Source organism: Thermosipho sp. 1074, assembly GCF_001999655.1.
In the GTDB taxonomy this organism is placed as follows: domain Bacteria; phylum Thermotogota; class Thermotogae; order Thermotogales; family Fervidobacteriaceae; genus Thermosipho; species Thermosipho affectus.
The window spans coordinates 92664-115001 of sequence record NZ_LBEX01000013.1 but is presented as its reverse complement, the minus strand read 5'-3'; the positions used below and the strand labels follow the sequence as shown (position 1 = coordinate 115001).

The window sequence follows — 22338 nt, the reverse complement described above, 5'->3', positions numbered from 1 at the left end:
TAGAAGAGAAAGAGATAGCAAAAGAGATGAGAGAAAGCCTTAAAAACTTTTATTCGGTGATAAAAGATGCAGATGAATATATAAAATTTGTATTTATAACAGGAGTAACCAAATTTTCGAAAGCATCGGTATTTTCTGGTTTGAACAATTTAAACGATATAACACTTGATCCAAAATATGCGAGCATATGTGGGATAACGCAAAAAGAATTAGAAGAAGAATTCAAAGAGTTGTTGAAAGGAATAGACAAAGAAGAGATGAAAAAGTGGTACAATGGGTACAATTTTTTAGGAGAAAAGGTATACAATCCATTTGATGTATTATTATTTTTGGATAAAAAGATATACAGGCCATATTGGTTTGAAACGGGAACGCCAACATTTTTGATAAAGCTATTAATGAAAGAAAGATACTATCTACCGGAAATAGAGAATCTTAGGGCGGGTGAAGAGATAATAGAAAGCTTTGATGTAGAAACCATGAACATAACAACGCTTTTGTTTCAAGCGGGATATTTAACAATAAAAGGATACAAAGATATATTTGGGAAAAGGACATATTATCTTACATATCCAAATATAGAAGTAAGGACATCATTTATGGATCACATACTAAACTACATAACAAAAAAACCGGAAAAAAAGGCAGAAAGTGAGATAGAACTTTCAGAAGCATTAATAAAGTCAGAAATAGAAAAGATGAAAGAAATATTTCATGCATTTTTTGCATCGATACCGAATGATTGGTACAGGAAAAATGATATAGAGAAATACGAAGGATTTTATGCAAGCGTGTTCTATGCATACTTTGCAGCGCTTGGGATAGAGGTAAAAGCAGAGGATGTAACAAATAAAGAAAGGATAGATTTAACTGTAAGGTTTGAAGAAAAATGTTATATATTTGAATTTAAAGTAATAGAAGGGAAAGAAAAAAAAGAGGCATTAAAACAGCTAAAAGAAAAAAGATATCATGAAAAGTATAAAGGAAAGTGCAAAGAGATATACATAATAGGAGTAGAATTTGACAAGGAAGAAAGGAATATAGCATACTTTGAATGGGAAAGAGTATGATGGAGAGGTTGGCAAGGTTGGAGAGGTTGGAGTTTTCTTGTCATTCCGAGTGTACGCGAGGAATCTTGTCCCTATAGGAGTAGAATTTGACAAGGAAGAAAGGAATATAGCATACTTTGAATGGGAAAGAGTATGATGGAGAGGTTGGCAAGGTTGGAGAGGTTGGAGTTTTCTTGTCATTCCGAGTGTACGCGAGGAATCTTGTCCCTTTCTCATCCTGAGGAACGCAGTGACGAAGGATCTTAGATTCTGCTCCTCAGAATGACAAAAAAAGAATCTCATTTCTTTTTTAGAAGTCTTTATTTACAATTTTCTCTTACCATAGGAACAATTATGCCTATGAATATATAAAGGAAAGCTGTTGAAACTTGTATATCTAACGCAACCATTTCAAAAAATAAAACTATAGCAAAAATTCCCCATATGATTTTTTCCTTTTTTTCTCTTAATGTCAAGGTTAAGCTGGAGAACAAAAATGGCGCTGCCAAGCCAAATAAATCAAAATTTACCTTTAAACCAATGGGTAACCATATAAGCATTGAGAGAAATAATATACTATTACTGAGTAGTTTGTTTGTGTTTAGTGAAAAATTTAAAATAAGTATTATACCAAGAATAGAAAAATAAAGCTCAAAGACTTTAGATGAAAAAAATCCAAAAATAGCTACAAAAACAAGAATAAGAATTAATATCTTAAGACTAAGAAACGTATTTGCTTTGATCATATTACCCCCCTTAGATGATATAAATTATTTTTCTTTCAAACTGTAATCAGCATCTATTTTCGCATCTGGATAGCTTTGTCTTAAAAATTCATAGTATCTTTTAAAAAACATTTTAGCCTTTTCAAAAGCTTTATTCCAGCTATAAGCTAAAAATTCTTTAACGTAATTAAATACCTTTGACTCAACTTCACTGTATGTGTGTTCAACAAATCTTTGCACTAAATAAACACCTATCCAAATAAACGAACTTCCTATTCCTCCGCCTCCATTGCCTGGGGTAAGTTTTTGATCTTCTGAGCCGTAAATAATAGTTGAACCTTTTTTTAATCACATTTTGTTGTGAGAATCCATGAGTAACTAATAATAAAAATACAAATACAAAAAATAATACTATAAGTTTTTTCATAGTTTCTCCCCCCTTTTAATATAAATATTTGATAATAAGAGATATTTGCAGATTTTAATTAAACTTCAAGTTATATTATACAATTTATGCAATATCATAACAATAGAAAAAAGCAATTAATATGTCACATTTTTGTTTATCAAATATTATTATTTATAAAATTCTTTTTGTTTTAAAGTGTGGGCCTGTTTCAAAAATAGTAAGAGATTAATCCAAAAGCACAAAATAGATACAGAAATATAATAAAATACTCTGGGAGTGTTTCAAAATTTTTTCTTATCACCCTAGCGAAATTTGGGAGGATGTCATCCTGAGGAACGAAGTGAGGAAGGATTTTATACATTCGGAAAATCATCCAAGATTCTTCGCGCATATCGCTCAGAATGACAAAAAACTCCAACATTTTCCAATTTCTCCAACCTGTCGAATGCTGTCAAGCCCTGACGAACTTGTCGACTGTGTCGAATATGATATAATTTGTTTAAAGCACCAACGGGGGGGTGTTGTTGTGGGCCTTTCAGAAGTTATAAAATACATAGTAGACAAACCACTTGAATTAAAAGAAAAAAGTTTATTGGTTGACAGAAGCAAAGAAATTAAATACTTGAATAATATTATAAAATATCATCCCTTTGGCATCTTTGGAATATCTGGAGAAACTGGCATAGGAAAAACAACGGTACTCAATTTCATAAAATGTGAAAACGTTTTTTCACAACGCATTACACTAACCTTTAGAGAATCTGTAGAAAGTATACTGTATGATCTTCTCTATAATTTATCCAAAGGCTTGGAAAAAGACAAAAAACTTTCAAAGTTTGCAAAAGAAACAAAAGAATGGGTGATTGAGGAAGTTTCTACGGTAAAAGTATTTTCTCTTGGCATAAGCTTATACGGATCTGCTAATACCAATCTTCAAAAAAGCAAAACGCCAAGGTTTAACTTTTTTGCTGCAAAAGAAAAACTTGGAGAGCTACTTAGGAAAATAGTCTCTGTAAAAGGAAAATTTGCACTTATTATAGACGAGTTAGATAAAGAAAGTAAAAGTGATACCCTTCAAATAGTTGATGCCCTAAAAAATGAGCTTCTATTTGAAAACATAATCACAATAATGACATTACCTTATTCTATATACAGAGAATACAAATTTGATCGACTAAGATGGAACGAATCTGGAAATTTGGAAAATATCTTCAAGGACATAATACTCCTTGAAGAATTGACAGATAGCGACATAAAAGAACTCCTTTTAAGAAGAATTCACAAATTTATAGATATCATCCCATCAGAATCCCTTGATCCAATAATCGAATTTGCCGATGGAAATCCCAGAGACGCTTTATGGATGCTTTCCAAAGTCATTTTTGAGAACATAGAAAAAGATATTCTCAAAAAAGAAGATACAATACTTACAATAAAGAAAATTACAAACGAATACCTAACCGAATTAAAACTTACACCACTCCAAAAGAAAGCTTTTGAATTACTCAAAGACCTCACGGGAAGCAGGGACGAATTCTTAACAATTTTACAGCAAAACAATATAAAACGAACAACCGCATATTCCATATTAAACACATTCATAGAACGAAAAATAATAATTACAAAAGGAATAAAACTAAAATTTTCGGGAAAATACAAATTTCTCAATTTGTAAAGCCCTTTGTCCTTTGTCGAACACTGTCAAGCCCTGACGAAGTTGTCGACGGTGTCGAAAATAATATTGCCATCCCAACGCCCCGCCTTGTTTACTTGAAATAACAACAAGAAAGATAGAGAAAATTGAAATTGAATTTCAATAAACTCCAGTAATTCTAGGAAAACTACTTTTTAAGTCCATGTTGTTTTTAGCAAATTGTTGCGATTGTTTTAAATAATTGTTATAATTATTAAGCAATTATTATACATAAAAACAACAAATTATCAATTGTGTTGACATTGTTTTATTAAAATAGACAAATTTTGAAAGGGGTAATTGTTTTATGTATAAAAATCTAAGTTTTAAATGTATAGTTATAACACCTATGATTTGTTATGGTGCAACTAAAGACCCAGAAGTTCGCCCGCCATCTTTTAAAGGAATAATGCGCTTTTGGTGGAGAACTCTAAATGGGCATTTATCTATTGATACTCTAAGAAAAAAAGAGGCAAATATATTTGGTGGAGTAGGAAAAGATGATGGGAAAAGTAAATTTTCTATAAAGATTGTAGGTGTTAATGGAAAAACAAAATATGAATATGTTCTACCTCATAAAAAAACGTTTAAACGTAAAGCATTCATTCCTTATGAAACTAGTTTTAATGTTGAAATGAAATTTTGGAAGAAAGACGAAGAATTAGTAACAACTATAAAAGACTTGTTTATTTTAATATCAATTTTGGGGGGAGTTGGTAGAAGAACAAGACGAGGATTTGGAAGTTTTAAAATAGTCAAACTTGATGGTGAAGATTTTAATTACAATGAGTATATTGATTTAGAAAAAATAGTAAATTTGATGAAAAAGATAAATCAAAATGGACAGTTTGAGGTAGAAAAAAACGATAAAGGCGCAGGAATAAAAACAAATTTTTATAAGAAAAAAGATAAAGATAAATATCCATATATAAGATTTATCGAATTTGGAAAAGAGTATGATAATTATGATGAGCTTTTGAGAAAGATCAGTACAGCTTCTCATAATCACAATTCAGATTTTACAGGGTATGCAAAAAACGGAAAAAGACTTGCATCCCCTGTGTACGTTAGTGTTGTGGAAAAAGATAATAAGTTTATACCTGTTGTTACTCAGCTAGAATTGTCTGAAGATGTTGAAGGTATAGATAGAAGCGAAGAATTTATAAGAGAGGTGTTAGGATGAAAAAATATCTTTTTCTTTTTACGATAGGACCTGTTCAATCTTTTATAGCACAAGCTAGGAAAACCCATGATTTGTGGGCAGGAAGTAAAATTCTTTCAGATTTAATAGAATATGCAATATATGCTTTAGAAGAAAAAGTTAAAACTTGTAAAATAATATTCCCACACAAGGAAATAAAATCAAAACCCAATAGGTTTATAGCTATTATCGAAAGTGATGATCCAAAGGGGATAGGAATGGATATAGAGAATAAGGTAAAGGATCAATTAAAAAAACTTTCTTTTGATATAGTGAAAAAATATGCAAATTTTGATATTTCTGAGATTTTTTTTGAGCAGATAGAAAATTTTCTTGAGATATATTGGGTTATTTTACCGTATGAGGAAAGTGATTATTCTGAATTGTATGGAAAGATAGAGGGTTATTTAGGATCAATAAAGAATATTAAAAGATTTAGACAAAACTCTTTAGATTGCGTTGAAAGTTATAGAAAATGTTCTGTGTGTGGTCAAAGAGAAGCTTTATTTTACAGAAAAAGTGATAAAAAGCCAAGAAATATAAGTTTTCAGGCACAGGAAATAAATGAATTTAGATTAAATCAAGGAGAAAGTTTATGTGGTATATGTTTTATTAAGAGGTTTTATAAAACCAAAAGCTCTTCATTTTCTTCAACTGCCAAAATAGCTTCTTTGAGTTGGGTAGAAAAATTAACACAAGTTGAAATAAAAGAATACAAAGATTTTTTCAAAAATTTTGACGAAGAACTTTTTTTTGATGAGAATTTAAGAAAAGAGCATTTAATAAAATATGATCATTATAAAGACGACGAAAATTTAGAAAAAGCCAAAAAATACCTAAATAACCTTTATAAGAAATACGGTGTTCCATCAAAGTATTATGCTATTGTTATGCTTGATGGAGATTCAATGGGGAAGTGGTTATCAGGAGAGTTTTTGTCTGATAAATCACATCTTAGAGATTTTCATTTGGAACTTTCAAAAAAGCTGGGAGAATATACAGACAAGACAAAAGAAATAATTGAAGGAAAAGGCGAGTTAGTTTATGCTGGAGGAGATGATGTGCTTTCTTTTGTAAACATTGATCATCTTCTTTTTGTTATGAAAAATCTAAGGGATTTTTTTCCAAAATTTGAAGAAATTAAAAATGTAAAAAACAGAAATAAATCTTCTGCTTCTATGGGAGTTGCTATTGCACATTATAAAATGCCACTTTCTGAGGTAATAAAGTGGGCAAGAAAAATGGAAAAGGAAGCAAAAGAAGATAAAAAAGATAAAAAAGATGCCTTTGCCATAGCAGTATTAAAACGTTCTGGTGAAATACACAAAATTAAGTACAAATGGTATTTAAATGATAAAAGCACAGTTGATATCATAAAAAATATTGTCAAAAGTATAATTGATAAAAAATTTTCAAGCACTTTTACAAAAGCATTAGCTGATGAACTCAGGAGGTTTAAATACGATGTAAACGAGAAATTCATCAAATCAGAATGTAAAAGATTGTTAAAGAGAGCTTCAAATCCCAATGGAGTATCTTTAAAATCAAATGAAATTGAAGAGTTAAGTGATAAATTATTAGATTTGTTTGTAGAATCTTATTCTTTACAAAACTTTATATCTACTCTAAACATTATAAATTTTCTTTCAAAAGAGGTAGGTGAATTAAATGATAATTGAAATAACACCTTTAGATACACTTTTTTTTAGAAATTCAAAGACTTTTTTTAAAGGTGAGGATACATGGGGAGAGGGAATTTTTCCTCCGTATCCTTCTGTAATATACGGTGCCTTAAGAACACTATATTTTGCAAATAATATGGATACCTTTGAGTACGCAAATAAAGAAGATGACCCAACCAAAAATTTGAAAATAACAAACATAATTTTAAAAAATAAGCATTATTTACTTTTTCCAATGCCTTTGGATTGTGTTGTTTCAAAAGATTCAAATGATAAAAAAGCGATAGTTTTAGATTTGCAAGATGTAAATAATATGTTTTTTTCAAATTATCCAAATTTGTCAAAAATTTTGGTTGCAAAAGGTAAGGTAGAAAATAAAAAAAATCTATATTTATCTGATGAGTACTTTAAAGATTATATAAATGGAAAAAAAGAAATTTATTATAGTGAACTTGGTATAATGGATGAACCAAAGATAGGTATTGCCCGCTCAAAAGAAACCCATGTTAGTGCTGAGAGTGCACTGTATAGGATAGATATGAAAAGGTTGAATGATGTAAGTATTGTGGTTGAATTTGAAGGGTTATCTATCCCAAAAAAAGGGCTTTTAAAGCTTGGTGGTGAATCAAAAGCAGCTGAATATAAAGTAGTTGAAAACAATTTGGAAAGATTTGATGTAAAAATTGATAGATTTTTTAAGGTTGTTTTAACTACTCCTGCAATATTTAAAAAAGGATGGATTCCTTCTTTTATAAGTGAAGAAAACTTTGAATATAAGAGTGAAAATATTCATTTAAAATTATTAGCTGCAGTTGTTGGAAGACCTTTAATAGTGGGCGGCTTTGATATGAAAAAAAGAAGGGCCAAACCATTGTATAAAGCTGTTCCTGCAGGAAGTGTGTATTATTTTGAGTTGTTAAAAGGTGATGTTAAAGATTTAATCAGGAAATTTCATAAAAAGGCAATTTCAGAAATTTATCAAAAACAGGGGTTTGGAATATCGTATTTAGCTAAGATTTAAGCTAGAAAGGGGGAACGATATGAAAAAGGTAATTTCAATGGTGGGGACATCTATTATTACCAATGTATTAGAGGAAGAAGAAGGATTATATAATTATTATGATGAATTAAGAGATAAGAGCTATTCTGATTGGGAATATTATGAGAGAAAAATAAGAAAGATAAAAGATGGAGTTTTAGAGTATTTGAAAGACGACGAAAATTTTGAAAAAGCTTCTGCAGAAATTGAAAGTATCTTAGAAATATCAAAAAAGTATAAAGATGAAAATAAAAAAGTTTATTTGTTAACAACAGATACGATTTTATCATATTTATCTGCAGAAATTATAAAAACTATATTTGAAGAGTATGTTGAAAATAGTGATATTGAAATTAAAATTCACTTGGTTAAATCACTTAATGTAAATGAAAATTTTGTAGAAGGACTTAATAATTTAATAGGAAAGATTGAAAATATCGCAGGAGGTTATTATGAGAATTTAATTTTTAATATAACGGGGGGATATAAGGGAATAATACCATATTTAACCATTATGGCCGTTGTTAACGAGTGTGAAATATACTATATTCACGAAGAGTCTAATAAATTAATAAGAATTCCTCAAATTCCTTTGAAGATTGACTATAATCTTTTTGAAAAATATGAAGAATTAATAATAAAACTTGAAAATGGTATAGAAAGTTATCAAAAATTAAAGGTTGAAAATTATAGAGCCTGCGAAAAATTGGAAAAAAGTGGTTTAGTGGAAATAGTTGATGATATTGCCTTTTTAAGTCCAATAGGTAGGATATTGTTTAATAGGTATAAGGGTCAATTTGTATATTTTTATGCTACAGATGAAATTTATAAAGATATAAAAAACAAAAAAGAAATAATGCGCATATTAAAAAGTAAGTTTTTTGAAAATTATAATTCAAAGACACAAGATAAGTCAGGACATTTGGTGTATGATGACGGAAATAACCAGAATCGCATTTTTTATTTTAAAGATGGGGATGAAATATACATATATAAAGTGTTTGAAGATCACGATAAATACGAAAAGTATTTAAATAGTGAGAAATTTACGAATGAATTCAAAGAAAGTTATAAAAATTTGTCAAAATTAAGAAGAATCAAAAAGGAGGAATAAAGATGTACAAAATTGCAAAACCTGTGTTTTTAAAAGTTGTTACACCACTTCATGCGGGAAGTGGACAAGATTTGGGAATAGTTGATTTGCCTATCCAGCGTGAAAGACATACAAAATTCCCTAAAATTGAATCATCATCTATAAAGGGATGTATTAGAGAATCCTTTGAGGATTTGGAAAAAGAAAATAAATTAGAAAAATATGGAGTAGATGATATTATATCCTTGGTTTTTGGTCCAGAAAGTGGAGATGTACATGCAAGCTCTATTGCATTTACAGATGCAAGAATTTTACTATTTCCCGTAAAATCGGTAAAGGGAGTATATGCATATATTACATCTCCAAAGGTTTTGGAAAGGTTTAAAAAGGATTTGGAAATATCAAAAACATTAGGCGGTATTAAAGAATACTTTTTCGATGAAGAAAAGAAATTAAAAGAATTAACAGTTTCAAATCGTGAAAAGCTATGTATTTCAGAAAAAGTAATTCTTGAAGAATACGCCTTTGAAGTTGAATTTAGTGAAGATACAAAAGAATTTGCAGAATGGCTTTCAAAATTACTCAATATAGAAGAAATAAAAGACAAACTTGTTATCCTTCCAGATGATGTTTTTGGGGATTTTGTAAATCTTTCAACAGAGGTTATAACAAGGATAAAGATTAACCCTGAAACGGGTACAGTAGAGGGTAGTGCGCTATTTACAGAAGAATATTTGCCTTCTGAAACTGTAATGTATTTTCTTTGCATGGCAAGTCCGATTTTTTTGAAAAAGGATAAAAAGGAAAAAATTTTAAAAGAATTAATGAAAAATGAAAAGTTTTCAGAAGAAAAATTTGTGATGAATTTTTTTGAAAAAAACCTACCAAAGATAATACAAATAGGTGGAAATGCAACTATTGGAAAGGGAATCTCTGAATTAAAAGTATGGAAAACTGAAGGTGATAAACAATGAGTAATGAGAAAAAAAGTTTAAAAACACTTGAGCATGGAAGGGCCCAATTTGCATTTAAATGTGTTGAAAATGCCATAAATGTTCTTGGCAATAAAAAAGGAGAGTATAAATCCTATGTAAAAAAGATTCCCATGCTTATAAAAACAAATGGTTTGGGACTAACATTTGCCTTTATACTTTCTAAAAAGGCGAAAAGTAAGGCATATGAAATAATTGGAGAAAATATTTTAAATTGGCTAAAAAGAGATGAAAAAAGGATATTAAAAGACGCAAGTAAAATAGAAAATTTTGATGGATTAGTTAAGACCGTTACAATGTTGGAGTCTTCTGAATACATGGCCCTTTCCAATGAAGTTTTGGCTTTTTTTAATTGGCTTAGAAGGTTTGCAGAAGGACTTATAGAGGATGAGGAAGACGAAAATAGAGGTGATGGAAATAATGAAGAATAATAACAAAGAGGAAGGAGAATTTGTTTTACCTATGGATACTTTAAAAATTTTTAAATTAAATAATGAAAAGATTGATAACTTTAATTTGTTGATGAATAAGTTTGGCAAATTTAAAAAATTTTCAAAAAAATTTGATAAGAAAATAAATAATTTTAATTTTTCTGTATTTGGCAAGCTTATAGAAAAAATAAAAAAAGATTACTATGGCAAGATAGAAAAAATTTCCTTATATTTAAAATTTTTTGAAGGAGAGGTTCAAGGAAGAATGGTTGTAGGTCTTGGAGGGCCATCTGTGTATGAAGCGTCTATGACTTTGCACCATATATATGGATTGCCATACATACCTGGTCAGGCGCTAAAAGGTATGTTGAGAAATTATGTTATTTTAAACTTTTTTTCATCAGAAGATGAAGCGTTGAAAGATAAAGAATTTTGTAAAATTTTTGGAGATAAAGAGAATAAGGGTGAAGTACTATTTTTCGATGCATTTCCAATTGATAGGATAAATATAAAACGTGATGTTATAAATGTTCATTACAAAGAATATTACGAGGGAAAAAGTGCACCGTGTGATAATTTAAATCCTAAGCCTATATTTTTCTATACAGTAGAAAATACTAAATTTAAATTTGTAATAGGTTCTAAAAAAAATATGGAAAATTATAAGATTATGGGAAATGGTCTTTTAAAATTATTTAAAGAGGCCTTGGAAAACCAGGGGGTGGGTGCAAAAACTTCTGTGGGATATGGATACTTTAGTGTTAGTAATATGAAAGAATAGAAAATTATTTAAGGATGGCAATTGTTAAAACAACAAAAAAGGCCTTTGAGTTGCTCAAAAACCTCGCAGAAAGTATAAGTGTTAAACTTATAAAGTCTTTTAGCAAATGCTGTCAAGCTATAACAAATTTGTTTGCAAAATAAAATGTCCATTTTTTATGATAAAAATCGTATATTAAATAGAAATGTGTGTTAATTTTAGAAACTTATTTTTAAAAATTGTTTTAAAATTTATATAAACATCCATTTTTTTATATGGAAAACGCGTTTTTGTTGTGATATAATTAGACTGCATATATTGAATAATTTGGAGGAATTTAGGTGAATTTTTTGAGAATAATAGGTTTAGTTGACTTTTTTTTGATAGTTGCTTTTAACTATTTTATAACTTCTTCTGTGTTTTCTTCTGTTTTCCTTTCTGTTATAATATGGATGGGAATATATGCCTTTAGGGTTTATGATTATGATTATCTAAAAGATTACAACGAACAATTGATAAGGGTTTTTGCAGGGATAGTAATAGGATTTATTGGAATATTAATATTTTATCCATTGATGGATAAAATATTAAACCGTTGGTTTTTCATCTATAACCTTATAATCTTACTTTTAACTATTCCGATATTGCATAAAATAGAATATCTAATATTAATAAAAAATACTTCTCGGAAAAGATACCTTGTAATAGGGGAAAAGGAAGAATTAAAAGATATACTAAACGAAATTGAAAGAAAAACACAAGGAAAAGTTGTTTTTTCTGAGTTTTTAAATCCATCTCCGGCAGTGTTTAAAAGTAAAATTGCACAATATGATGCTGTATTAGTTGCTGACCAAGAACTAGAAAAATACGTAAAAAATCAGTTAAACGAGCTAAAGGAAAAATACGAAATAGAATATCTTCCAAATCTTGTTGAAAAAATACTAAAAAGAATTCCAATAGAAGTTGCAATAAAGTTCAAAGATTATTATGAAATAGCTTTTCAAAATACAAAAGAATCACCTGCAAAAAGAATACTCGATATATTTGGATCAATACTCGGGTTAATTATATTTTCCCCATTTATGCTTATAACGGCAATTGCCATACTTATAGAAGATGGAAGGCCGGTTATATTTAAACAATTAAGGGTAGGGAAGGATAATAAGCATTTTACGCTTGTAAAGTTTAGAAGCATGAAAAAGCATAAAGAAGATAAAGCAAAATTTGCAGACCAGGAGGAAGATAGGATATTAAAAATTGGAAGGTTAATAAGGCCTGTTCGGATAGATGAATCTTTGCAGTTTATAAACATCCTAAAAGGAGATATGAGCATTGTAGGACCAAGGCCAGAGCAAATACCATTTGTCAGGCAATTTGAAAAAGAAATAGAATTTTATTCTCAAAGGCACAATGTAAAACCAGGCCTTACAGGGTGGGCGCAGATAATGTATAAATATGCATCCGATTTAAATGAAGTGAAAAGAAAGCTTAGTTATGACTTATGGTATGTGAAAAATAGAAACATATTCCTTGATTTAAAGATAATACTTCAAACAATAGAAGCAGTATTTTGGAAGAGGGGAGCAAGGTGAAAGGTTTCAAGTAGATCTTTCTTTTATGTATAGTGATAGCTTAGATAATCAACTAATTAAAAAAGTAAGAAAGTTATATGATAACATATTTCCGCTTTATTTAACTGATTTTCAAAAAATTTCCGAAATATCAAAAGTTGTTTTTGAAAATGAACCTTTACAAAGTTATCTATATTATTCAGAGAGAATTGCTCAAGAATTATCTGAAATAATTTCTAAGAACCATTACAACTTAATTTTATGGAATCATATTAGAGCACATGAGTATAGAAAACATATTTTTAATGATTTTGCGATCCATTTGATAGATTATCACGATTCTTTAGCTTATCATTATTTGAGTGGAAATAATAAAATTAGTAATTTTCTTTGGAAATCAATTTACAAATTTGAATTTTAAGTAGAAAGGGGTTATAGATTTGAAAGTTTGTATAGCTTCTTTGAAATTTTCGCCAGCGCATTATTCTCATATTCTTGCTTATTCAAAAGGATTTTCAGAATTAGGAAATGATGTATATTTGCTATTAGACGAAAATTATAAAAAAATTGTTATAAATGATAGTGTTACTAACAAAATTTGGTATTCTAAAAAAAACAGAATTTCTGAAAGATTTGACTTAGTTTTATTTCACAATGTATCGGTTGTAAATCATGTAGTTTCGCGTAAGTTAAAAATTAAGGGCTCGAAAATAGCATATGTTTATCATGAACCTTGGGAGGGTTTCTATAATCGTTTAAAGAATGAAGGAAAGATGCGAGCAATAAAATCTACTCTGGCTCACTTTTTTTCAGTAAGAATGTTACGTTTATCTGATATTGTAATAGTTCCGTCTAATTATGCGTTAGAATTGTACGAAAAGCATGATAAAAAATTTAATGGAAGCGTAGTAAAAATACCATTGCTTTTTGATGATGAGTTTAATAAAGAAATAATAGATATAAGTAAGAAAAAATATTTTTCTTATATTGGGCATGCTGTTAAAGGTCATGCTTTTGATAAGTATTTAGAGTTTATAAAATTTTTGTATAAGTCAAAAGCTAATTTAAAATTTGAAATTGCGACTAGGACAGATTTGAGTAAATGGATTTATAAAGATAAAATATTGCAGTTAATGATCGCGGATGGATCATTGAAAATTTCGCATGGAAGGCCTTTAAGAAATCAGGAAATTAACAAAGCTTTTGAAAGAAGCTTTTGTGTGTGGAATTTGTATAGGCGTTCAACACAGAGTGGAGTTTTACCTAAAGCTTTTATGTTTGGAACACCAGTTATAGCATCTTACATAGGAAGTTTTCCGGAATATGTGGAATCAGGATTTAACGGTGAATTTGTTTTCCAAATTAATAACTTTGAAGAAGTTTATGAAAAACTTGAGAAAATAAGAGTAGGTCTTTATGGTTATAGTCAAAACGCTAGAAGTACATTTTTTAAAACGTTTTACTATAAAGCAAATATAAAAATGCTATCAAATATAGTATAAATATTTAAAGGTATTTAAAAGAAAAAGCAGTTGAAAAATTAAATTTTAGGAGAACTTCCGATTTTTTTATGTAGAGCTCCTAAAATAAAGAATATAATAAATTAACGAATGATCCATTGAATGATTTTGGGATAATTTGGAAAGGTGAAAGATATGAAAAAAATTTTAATTTTAGCAAATAATTCTTTATGGGTTTACAATCTTAGAAAAGAATTAATAATTGAGCTTCTTAAAAATAGATATGATGTTTACTTTACAACTATTGAAGATAATAAAGATCGAATGGTTAAAAAGTTAGTTAATTTAGGTGCGAAACATATTCAAATATTTTTCAATAGAAGAAACATAAATCCTTTAGAAGAATTGCGAGTAATAAAGGAATATAGGAAAATAATGAGGGAATTAAATCCAGATATTGTTTTAACATACACAATTAAACCTAATATATATGGTACGTATGTAGCAAGTAAATTTGATAAGCCTGTTATAATTAATATAACAGGCTTAGGTTCTTCCTTTTTTAAACCAATATTAAAAAATGTGGTTTTAAAATTATATAAATATGCATGTAAAAGAGCAACTTTTGTATTTTTTCAGAATCAATTCAATTATTCTTTATTTGTTTCGAATAAGATAGTTTTACCAAATAAAGCAAAAATAATACCTGGTTCAGGAGTGAATATTGAAAAATTTAAACCTATAGAGAATGAAAAACAAGATGAGATAGTTAGATTTTTATTTATAGGGAGAATAATGAGAGAGAAGGGGATAGAAGAATATTTAAAAGCTGCCGATGTTATAGCAAAAAAATATTCAAATGTCGAATTTCAGATTTTAGGTCCATTTGAAGAGGAAGAATATAGAGACATTATTTTGAGTAATAAAAATCCTAAAATAAAATATTTGGGAATATCTGATGATGTGAGAAATCAAATAAAAGAAGTAGATTGTATAATCAATCCATCATATCACGAAGGGATGTCTAACGTTTTGTTAGAAGCCGGAGCTATGGGTAAGCCGTTGATAGCCTCTGATATTCCTGGATGCAGAGAAATAGTTGTGGACGGATATAATGGGTTTTTATTTGAACCTAAAAATGTTGATAGTCTAATAAATAAAGTTGAGCTTTTTATACATTTACCGGAAAATGAGAGAAAAAAGATGGGAGAAAATAGCCGAAAAAAAATAGAAAGAGATTTTAATAGAAATATTGTCGTAAAAGAATATTTAAAAATAATAAAAAAAATAATAGAGTAGGTGATTGTTATGAAAAAGGTTTTAATAACGGGAATAGCAGGTTTTTTAGGATATCATACTGCCAAGCAATTAATAAATTCAGGTTTTTATGAAGTGATAGGAATAGATAATTTGATTGATTTTGGAGACAGGGAGTTAAAGTTAAACAGGCTGCGCAATTTAGATCTAGGAGAAAAAAGTTTTGAATTTAACAAAGAATATCGCTCTGAAAAACTAGTTTTTAGAAGATTAGATTTACTTGATCTCGATTCTTTAAGGAATTTCCTTAGTAAAGTAGAATTTGATTATGTCATACACTTTGCTTCTAAAGCGGGAGTAAAATACTCATTTGAAAATCCATATTACTATTTTGAGAATAACCTAAAAGGTTTTATAAATCTTCTTGAGTTAATTAAAGGAAGAAGTATAGAAAATGTTTTATTTGCTTCAAGCAGTTCTGTGTATGGAGATCAAGGAACAGAGTTTAATGAAAACATGAAGTGTGTTCCAATATCTCCGTATGGAGTAAGTTGTCTATCTCTTGAAAATTTAGCTCGTGTATACAATATGAAATATGGTATACCGCTAATTTCCATGAGAATATTTACTGTCATTGGTAAGTATGGAAGACCTGATTTAGGAGTTAATAAAATAATCAATAAAATTAAAAACGATGAGGCGATTGATTTGTACAATTATGGGGAAAATACGAGGGACATTATATGTATAGATGATTTTACAGAAGTTGTATTTAGATTATTGAATATAAAAAAAGAAAAATTTGATATATTTAATATTGGTACAGGAAAGGACATTTCAATGAAAGATTTTGTTAAAATTGTTGAAGCTCAATTAAATAAAACTGCCAAAGTAAATTATATAAATAAAATAGTTGGTGATATTGAAAAGGCAAAAGCCGATATTTCAAAATTAACTTTAGAAACAAAAAAAACAGATTTTATAGATATAGAAGCATCTATAAGAAAAATATTATTTTGACAAAATTTAAAATAGATGCATTGGAAAAAGAGGAGGTATATAATGGTATTAAAGTATAAGAAAATAGATAAAACTAAAACATATTTTGTAACGGGAGCAGCTGGATTTATAGGATTTCATTTATCAAAAAGGTTATTAGATGAAGGTTGTAAAGTAATAGGCCTAGATAATATTAACAATTACTACAATGTACAATTGAAATTTGACAGATTAGAAATCCTGAAAAAGGCTCCTAATTTTAAGTTTTATAAAGAAGATTTACAAAATAAAAAAGGTTTAGAGAAGATTTTTAAAGAAAATAAAATTAACATTGTGATTAATTTAGCGGCTCAAGCGGGTGTGAGATATAGTTTGGTGAATCCAGACGCATACATTCAATCTAATGTTGTAGGTTTTTTGAATATTCTTGAAATGTGTAGGCATTATGGAATAGAGCATTTAGTTTATGCATCTTCTAGTTCAGTTTATGGGTTAAATGCAAAAATGCCATTTTCTGTTCATGATAATGTTGACCATCCTGTTAGTTTATATGCAGCTACAAAAAAATCAAATGAACTTATGGCTCACACTTATAGTTATTTGTATGGTTTACCAACTACAGGCCTAAGATTTTTTACAGTATATGGTCCTTGGGGTAGACCCGATATGGCATTGTTTATATTTACAGAAGCTATACTTAAAGGGGAACCTATAAAAGTGTTTAATTATGGAAAAATGAAAAGGGATTTTACATATATTGATGATATAATTGAAGGGGTAGTAAGATTACTAAATAATCCGCCTGAACAGAGTTCAAATTGGAATAAAAGATATTTAGATCCAGGAACAAGCGTCGCTCCTTATAGAATATATAATATAGGAAATAATAATCCTGTAGAATTATTGGAATTTATTGAAATATTAGAAAAATATATTGGAAAGAAAGCAAAAAAGGAGTTCTTGCCACTTCAGCCAGGGGATGTTCCCGAAACGTATGCGGATATAGATGATTTAGTAAGAGATTTTGGATTTGAACCAAAAACAGCTTTGGAAGAAGGAATAAAGGAGTTTGTTAAGTGGTATAGGTTTTACATTATGAAAAAGTAAGAATATATTTTGGAGTTGTTGACATATGAGAATAAAGAAAACAATCTTTGATATAGTTTTGTTATTAAGTGGTAGTTATTTTATACTTAAGCCTTTTTATCTATGGAGAAGTGGTTTACCTCAAATTTCGGATATTGTTATAGCTTTAGCTATATTATTGTTTTTTATATCAAAAGGCTTTAGGATTTATATTTATCCTTCAGCTAGAAATTTAACTATCTTTACCTTTTTGTTTGTAATGTGGATTGTTTTAGTTAATATGGTGTGGGGAGTTTTGTTGTATGGTAGCTTACAAATAACGGTAAAATCGATATATTATTTGTATAATTTTTTTGTTTTGCTTTTTTTCCAGAATATTATTAATATTGAATTTAGGTTAACGCATAAGATAATATATTTTTCTGTAATTTTTTCTCTGTCATTACAAGTAATTTTGTTGATTTTCCGGTTACCTAGTTCTAATGTAGGAAGAGTTTCATTGTTTTTCAACAATCCAAATCAATTAGCCTATAACAATTTACTATTTTTATCAATCCTAATTTTATTAGGAGATAGAATTGAAGTAAAAAAGTTCTGGAATCTTATTGGAATTATATTTTCAACTATTTTGGTTGTTGTTTCTATGTCTAAGGCTGGGATTATATCTTTGGTTGGTATTTTAACCTTTTTATTATTTTTTGAGATTTATAATCAGAAAAGTTTTTTTAAGAAAATATTGATTTTATTCTTTTTATTTTTTGTTACCTTTTTGTTAGTTCAACAAATAAGTGAAATGGCTGAATCTAGTGTTTTTTTTAGGAACATTGTGAATAGATTTATTATACGACAAAGTGATGATTCATTAGTTGCAAGAGGTTATGATAGGATCTTAAGGTTTCCAGAATACCTTGCATTTGGGGCTGGTGAAGGAGATTATAAACGCTTTGGTTATGGTATTGAAATACACTCCACATTTGGTAATATTTTAATGTCTTATGGAGTTATTGGATTTATATTATTTGGAATTATAATCTTTATAGTTTATAAAAAATCTAAATTTGGGAATTTTTATTTGATGTTTTTTCAATTGGTTTATGGATTAGCTCATAATGGTTTAAGGAATACTTTATTTTGGATTTTAATGGTTTTAATAACGATGAATTTTAGTGTCAAAAATGATACATATGAAATTGAATTAAATCGCAAAAAAGTTTTTTAGTATATTAAGAATTGGAGTAATCAGTTTTATTTTTTTATTATAGTTAAAAGCAGAAAATCATTTTATAGAAATTTTCTTGTGCAGATTCTAATAGAATGGTTCATAAATTTTCTTTTCATAGATTATTTGCATTGGAAATATTTGTGGCATTTAGTCGTTGTAGTATTTTTTATTTTATTAAAAAATACTAAGGAAGATAAGATTGCCATTTTAAGAAATTATATAGGGACTTATGGTTATGTTTAAATATACAAAAAAGTAATGTTGGATTAAATTTAGTGTATTGCATTAAATCAAAGTATACTATTAGATTTTGATTTTGGAATTTCTATATCATTCAATATTTGGTTTGATAAATTGATTATAGTTTTGAAGAATCAGGAGGAAAAACATGAATGCCCCATTCCCTTTAGTTAGTGTAGTAATTCTTAATTATTACCAAAGTAATCTTGTAGAGAGACTTTTAAAAAATTTAGAAAAGCAAAATTATAAAAATATAAAAATTATAATTGTAGATAATTCTGTTGAAGTGAGCGAAAGAAGTAAGTTGGAAAAATTGAAATCAATGTATGGTTTCGATTTAATTTTTAATGAAGAAAATATTGGATATGCAAAGGGAAATAATGTTGGGTTAGATTTAGCATATCGTATTGGAGCAAAATATGCTCTTGTACTAAATCCTGATGTTGAAATTTCTGAACAGTTTTTTGTAAATAAATTTGTTCAGTTTATGGAAAATCACAAAGAATATGCTATGATAGGGCCTAAAGTCTTTGATAGTTCTGGTAATTTGGTTCGCATATATTTTCATGATGAGAATAGTTTTTGGAGATTACTAACAGGAAATATTTTTGATATTTTGTTTTTTAAGTTGAAGAAGAAAAAATTTATAGATAGAAGTAGTGGTTTTATAGACGTATTTAGAATATATGGGTGCTGTATGTTTTTAAATTTAGAAGTTTTTAAAAAAATAGGTTTTTTTGATGAACAAACGTTTTTATACGAAGAGGAAAATATTATTGCCGAAAAATTAAAAAAATCTGGTTATAAAATTGCTTATTTGTTTAATGTTTCGGTAGTTCACAAACATAATTCATTTGATATAAAAAAATGTATGAGAACCTTGGAAATTGCCAAACAATCTAAAATATATTTACTTACTAGGTACAAAAGATATAATAAGATTATTGCCAGTTTGGTTGTAAATGTTTGGAAATTAAATAGAATTATCGTTTGTTTTTTTAAAAAATATCGAGTAAAGTTCTGAGGAGTGAAAGAAATGAAAGCCATCATTCTTGCAGGAGGTTCAGGAACAAGGCTATATCCAATGACGAAGGTTATTTCAAAACAACTTGTTCCTATATATGACAAACCAATGATTTATTATCCCTTATCTGTTTTAATGCTTGCAGGTATAAGAGAAATACTCATTATCTCTAATCCAGAATATATTGATTTGTATAAAAAGCTTTTGAGAGATGGTTCACAATTAGGCTTAAAATTTTCATATAAAGTACAAGAAAAACCACGTGGACTTGCAGATGCATTCATTGTAGGAGAAGATTTTATCGCTGGTGACAAAGTTTGCCTTATCCTTGGAGATAACATATTCTATGGACAAGGATTTTCAAAAATACTAAGAGATGCTGCATCTCTTAAAGAAGGAGCAGTTATATTTGGATATTATGTAAAAGACCCACGAGCATATGGTGTAGTAGAATTTGATGAAAAAGGTAATGTAATATCATTAGAAGAAAAGCCAAAACATCCAAAATCAAATTATGCTGTTCCTGGATTATATTTTTACGACGAACAGGTAGTGGAACTTGCAAAAAATCTAAAGCCTTCTGCAAGAGGAGAACTTGAAATAACAGATTTAAATAAAGAATACCTAAAAATGGGAAAGTTGAAAGTAAAACTTTTTGGTAGAGGCTTTGCATGGCTTGATACGGGAACACCAGAAGGACTTTTAGAAGCAAGTAACTTTATTGCAGCAATACAAAGAAGGCAAGGCTTCTATATTGCCGCAATAGAAGAAATAGCATACAGACTTGGTTATATAACAAAAGAACAATTACTTAATCTTGCAAAATCTATGGAAAAAACAGAATATGGAAGGTACTTAATAGAAATTGCAAATGAAAGTGGCAAATAGCGGAATTTGTAACGTGTAGCTAATAGCTATAGAAGGAGGATAAAACAATGTCAAAGTTCAAAAAGACATCGACTCCAATAGAAGGATTATATATTATTGAACCAACGGTATTTGGAGATACTCGTGGATTTTTTATGGAAAGCTGGAATAAAAAAGAATTTTCTGAAATAGGGCTTGATATAGACTTTGTTCAAGATAATCATTCAAGGTCAAAGAAAGGTGTATTAAGAGGATTACATTTCCAAGTAAAATATCCACAAGGAAAACTTGTTCGTGTTGTAAGAGGGATTGTATTTGATGTAGCAGTAGACCTTAGAAAAAATTCACCAACATTTGGAAAATGGTATGGTGTAATATTATCTGAAGAAAACAAGAAAATGTTTTATATTCCAGAAGGTTTTGCACATGGTTTTCTTGTTTTAAGTGATGAGGCTGATTTTCTTTACAAAACAACTGAATATTACTATCCTGAATATGATGCAGGAGTAATATGGAATGATCCTGATATAAATATTAAATGGCCATTTGAAGAATATGGTATAAAAGAGCAAATATTATCGGAAAAAGATAAAAAATTACCACAATTAAAAGAAATAGTAAAAAAACTTGAATGGTAAAAAAATTGGGTGATAAAATGAAAATCCTTATAACAGGTGCTGCTGGGCAGCTTGGACAGGATTTACAAAAATTATTTGAAAAAGAGAAAATAGAATATATTGCAACTGATTTTGCTAAAGGATATAAAAAACTTGATATAACTAATTTAAAAGATGTACGAGAACTTGTAAAACAAACAAAACCAGATGTTATAATAAATTGTGCAGCATATAATGCGGTTGATAAAGCAGAAAAAGAATGGAAGTTGGCATACAACATAAATGGACTTGCTGTGCGAAATCTGGCAATAGCAGCAAGTGAAGTTAAGGCTTTTCTTGTGCATTATTCGACAGATTATGTGTTTGATGGACAAAAAGGTTCTCCATATACCATTTATGATTCACCAAATCCGTTATCAAAATATGGAGAAAGTAAATATCTTGGAGAAAAATTACTTTCGCAATTTTTTGATGGTTATGCACTTATTAGAACAAGCTGGGTATTTGGAACTGGAAATATTAATTTTGCTAAAAAAGTAATTGAATGGTCAAGGAAAAAAGATGAATTACGGTTGGTTACAGATGAAATATCTGCTCCAACATATACCGTTGACCTTGCAAAGGTAACATTGGAAGTTGTTAAAGAACACGCAAAAGGATTGTACCATGTTTCAAACGAAGGGATATGTTCAAGATATGAATATGCAAAATACATCATTGAAAAGATTGGATGGAAAGGAATATTAAAAGAAGCAAAACAGGAAGATTTCAATCTTCCTGCAGAAAGGCCTAAGTTTTCAAAACTTGATAATTTTGGTTTAAAAGAGACGTTAGACATTGAAATGCCACATTGGAAAAATGCTGTGGATAGATTTTTGAAAGAATTGTTTGGTGAATGAATGATGGTAAGTAACACATAGC

General features: G+C 28.7%; 22 protein-coding genes. 20 read left to right on the top strand and 2 right to left on the bottom strand.

The window, feature by feature from the left end; all coding sequences use genetic code 11:
• Positions 1 to 1070: AAA family ATPase (locus XO08_RS04150; protein ID WP_077287364.1), on the top strand; the 1070-nt coding region annotated here is incomplete at its 5' end.
• A gap of 299 nt (positions 1071 to 1369) precedes the next feature.
• Here the strand turns inward: XO08_RS04150 and XO08_RS04145 are convergent.
• Both XO08_RS04145 and XO08_RS04140 read right to left on the bottom strand, forming a co-directional pair.
• On the bottom strand, positions 1370 to 1795 hold the full coding sequence (locus tag XO08_RS04145) for a hypothetical protein (protein ID WP_075665777.1): 426 nt from the start codon (positions 1793 to 1795) through the stop codon (positions 1370 to 1372).
• 24 nt (positions 1796 to 1819) lie between these two features.
• Positions 1820 to 2014, bottom strand: coding sequence for a hypothetical protein (locus XO08_RS04140; RefSeq protein WP_075665776.1), 195 nt, complete (start codon positions 2012 to 2014; stop codon positions 1820 to 1822).
• 695 nt (positions 2015 to 2709) lie between these two features.
• On the opposite strand from XO08_RS04140, the gene XO08_RS04135 reads away from it, so the two are divergent.
• The 19 genes from XO08_RS04135 (at position 2710) to rfbD (ending at position 22316) form a co-directional block, all read left to right on the top strand.
• Entirely contained in the window at positions 2710 to 3858 is a 1149-nt protein-coding gene (locus XO08_RS04135) for an ATPase (RefSeq protein ID WP_075665775.1), read from the top strand.
• A 325-nt stretch (positions 3859 to 4183) separates the two neighbouring features.
• Entirely contained in the window at positions 4184 to 5059 is an 876-nt protein-coding gene (gene cmr1 / locus XO08_RS04130; protein WP_075665774.1) for a type III-B CRISPR module RAMP protein Cmr1, read from the top strand.
• On the top strand, positions 5056 to 6756 hold the full coding sequence (cas10, locus tag XO08_RS04125; RefSeq protein ID WP_075665773.1) for a type III-B CRISPR-associated protein Cas10/Cmr2: 1701 nt from the start codon (positions 5056 to 5058) through the stop codon (positions 6754 to 6756). The genes cmr1 and cas10 overlap by 4 nt, the downstream gene beginning before the upstream one ends.
• Entirely contained in the window at positions 6746 to 7780 is a 1035-nt protein-coding gene (cmr3, locus tag XO08_RS04120) for a type III-B CRISPR module-associated protein Cmr3 (RefSeq protein WP_075665772.1), read from the top strand. The genes cas10 and cmr3 overlap by 11 nt, the downstream gene beginning before the upstream one ends.
• 19 nt (positions 7781 to 7799) lie before the next feature.
• Complete coding sequence (locus XO08_RS04115; RefSeq protein ID WP_075665771.1) at positions 7800 to 8912, top strand: putative CRISPR-associated protein; 1113 nt, start codon at positions 7800 to 7802, stop codon at positions 8910 to 8912.
• Positions 8913 to 8914: 2 nt separating this feature from the next.
• Positions 8915 to 9865 (top strand): type III-B CRISPR module RAMP protein Cmr4, encoded by a 951-nt coding sequence (gene cmr4 / locus XO08_RS04110; RefSeq protein ID WP_075665770.1) that lies wholly within the window; start codon positions 8915 to 8917, stop codon positions 9863 to 9865.
• Positions 9862 to 10314: a type III-B CRISPR module-associated protein Cmr5 gene (cmr5, locus tag XO08_RS04105; protein ID WP_075665769.1), complete on the top strand. Its 453-nt coding sequence runs from the start codon at positions 9862 to 9864 to the stop codon at positions 10312 to 10314. Before cmr4 ends, cmr5 begins: the two co-directional genes overlap by 4 nt.
• Positions 10271 to 11095, top strand: coding sequence for a type III-B CRISPR module RAMP protein Cmr6 (cmr6, locus tag XO08_RS04100; RefSeq protein ID WP_077287363.1), 825 nt, complete (start codon positions 10271 to 10273; stop codon positions 11093 to 11095). The genes cmr5 and cmr6 overlap by 44 nt, the downstream gene beginning before the upstream one ends.
• A gap of 320 nt (positions 11096 to 11415) precedes the next feature.
• A complete protein-coding gene (locus XO08_RS04095; protein WP_077287362.1) occupies positions 11416 to 12666 on the top strand; it encodes an exopolysaccharide biosynthesis polyprenyl glycosylphosphotransferase in 1251 nt (416 codons plus the stop codon).
• A 25-nt stretch (positions 12667 to 12691) separates the two neighbouring features.
• Entirely contained in the window at positions 12692 to 13066 is a 375-nt protein-coding gene (locus tag XO08_RS04090) for a hypothetical protein (RefSeq protein WP_077287361.1), read from the top strand.
• 19 nt (positions 13067 to 13085) lie between these two features.
• Positions 13086 to 14147: a glycosyltransferase gene (locus XO08_RS04085; RefSeq protein ID WP_077287358.1), complete on the top strand. Its 1062-nt coding sequence runs from the start codon at positions 13086 to 13088 to the stop codon at positions 14145 to 14147.
• A gap of 153 nt (positions 14148 to 14300) precedes the next feature.
• Positions 14301 to 15404, top strand: coding sequence for a glycosyltransferase family 4 protein (locus tag XO08_RS04080; RefSeq protein WP_077287356.1), 1104 nt, complete (start codon positions 14301 to 14303; stop codon positions 15402 to 15404).
• Between the two features lie 9 nt (positions 15405 to 15413).
• On the top strand, positions 15414 to 16382 hold the full coding sequence (locus XO08_RS04075; protein ID WP_077287354.1) for an NAD-dependent epimerase/dehydratase family protein: 969 nt from the start codon (positions 15414 to 15416) through the stop codon (positions 16380 to 16382).
• 42 nt (positions 16383 to 16424) lie between these two features.
• Positions 16425 to 17468 carry an NAD-dependent epimerase gene (locus XO08_RS04070; RefSeq protein ID WP_077287352.1) on the top strand — a complete coding sequence of 348 codons (1044 nt, stop codon included), beginning with the start codon at positions 16425 to 16427 and terminating at the stop codon, positions 17466 to 17468.
• 25 nt (positions 17469 to 17493) lie between these two features.
• On the top strand, positions 17494 to 18666 hold the full coding sequence (locus tag XO08_RS04065; protein WP_077287350.1) for a hypothetical protein: 1173 nt from the start codon (positions 17494 to 17496) through the stop codon (positions 18664 to 18666).
• A 391-nt stretch (positions 18667 to 19057) separates the two neighbouring features.
• The gene (locus XO08_RS04060) at positions 19058 to 19933 is read left to right on the top strand and encodes a glycosyltransferase family 2 protein (protein ID WP_077287348.1); all 876 of its coding nucleotides are present in this window, start codon (positions 19058 to 19060) and stop codon (positions 19931 to 19933) included.
• 12 nt (positions 19934 to 19945) lie between these two features.
• Positions 19946 to 20821 carry a glucose-1-phosphate thymidylyltransferase RfbA gene (gene rfbA / locus XO08_RS04055; RefSeq protein WP_077287346.1) on the top strand — a complete coding sequence of 292 codons (876 nt, stop codon included), beginning with the start codon at positions 19946 to 19948 and terminating at the stop codon, positions 20819 to 20821.
• A 47-nt stretch (positions 20822 to 20868) separates the two neighbouring features.
• Positions 20869 to 21438 (top strand): dTDP-4-dehydrorhamnose 3,5-epimerase, encoded by a 570-nt coding sequence (gene rfbC, locus XO08_RS04050; protein WP_077287344.1) that lies wholly within the window; start codon positions 20869 to 20871, stop codon positions 21436 to 21438.
• A gap of 17 nt (positions 21439 to 21455) precedes the next feature.
• Complete coding sequence (rfbD, locus tag XO08_RS04045) at positions 21456 to 22316, top strand: dTDP-4-dehydrorhamnose reductase (protein ID WP_077287342.1); 861 nt, start codon at positions 21456 to 21458, stop codon at positions 22314 to 22316.
• Positions 22317 to 22338 lie beyond the last annotated feature (22 nt).

Excerpts from the sequence above, each read along its gene's own strand:
- cas10 (WP_075665773.1), top strand. The coding sequence starts at position 5,056 with ATGAAAAAATATCTTTTTCTTTTTACGATAGGACCTGTTCAATCTTTT.
- rfbC (WP_077287344.1), top strand. The coding sequence starts at position 20,869 with ATGTCAAAGTTCAAAAAGACATCGACTCCAATAGAAGGATTATATATT.
- cmr5 (WP_075665769.1), top strand. The coding sequence starts at position 9,862 with ATGAGTAATGAGAAAAAAAGTTTAAAAACACTTGAGCATGGAAGGGCC.
- cmr6 (WP_077287363.1), top strand. The coding sequence starts at position 10,271 with ATGAGGAAGACGAAAATAGAGGTGATGGAAATAATGAAGAATAATAAC.
- XO08_RS04075 (WP_077287354.1), top strand. The coding sequence starts at position 15,414 with ATGAAAAAGGTTTTAATAACGGGAATAGCAGGTTTTTTAGGATATCAT.
- cmr3 (WP_075665772.1), top strand. The coding sequence starts at position 6,746 with ATGATAATTGAAATAACACCTTTAGATACACTTTTTTTTAGAAATTCA.
- XO08_RS04080 (WP_077287356.1), top strand. The coding sequence starts at position 14,301 with ATGAAAAAAATTTTAATTTTAGCAAATAATTCTTTATGGGTTTACAAT.
- XO08_RS04115 (WP_075665771.1), top strand. The coding sequence starts at position 7,800 with ATGAAAAAGGTAATTTCAATGGTGGGGACATCTATTATTACCAATGTA.
- cmr1 (WP_075665774.1), top strand. The coding sequence starts at position 4,184 with ATGTATAAAAATCTAAGTTTTAAATGTATAGTTATAACACCTATGATT.
- rfbD (WP_077287342.1), top strand. The coding sequence starts at position 21,456 with ATGAAAATCCTTATAACAGGTGCTGCTGGGCAGCTTGGACAGGATTTA.
- XO08_RS04070 (WP_077287352.1), top strand. The coding sequence starts at position 16,425 with ATGGTATTAAAGTATAAGAAAATAGATAAAACTAAAACATATTTTGTA.
- cmr4 (WP_075665770.1), top strand. The coding sequence starts at position 8,915 with ATGTACAAAATTGCAAAACCTGTGTTTTTAAAAGTTGTTACACCACTT.
- XO08_RS04145 (WP_075665777.1), bottom strand. The coding sequence starts at position 1,795 with ATGATCAAAGCAAATACGTTTCTTAGTCTTAAGATATTAATTCTTATT.
- rfbA (WP_077287346.1), top strand. The coding sequence starts at position 19,946 with ATGAAAGCCATCATTCTTGCAGGAGGTTCAGGAACAAGGCTATATCCA.
- XO08_RS04090 (WP_077287361.1), top strand. The coding sequence starts at position 12,692 with ATGTATAGTGATAGCTTAGATAATCAACTAATTAAAAAAGTAAGAAAG.
- XO08_RS04060 (WP_077287348.1), top strand. The coding sequence starts at position 19,058 with ATGAATGCCCCATTCCCTTTAGTTAGTGTAGTAATTCTTAATTATTAC.
- XO08_RS04065 (WP_077287350.1), top strand. The coding sequence starts at position 17,494 with ATGAGAATAAAGAAAACAATCTTTGATATAGTTTTGTTATTAAGTGGT.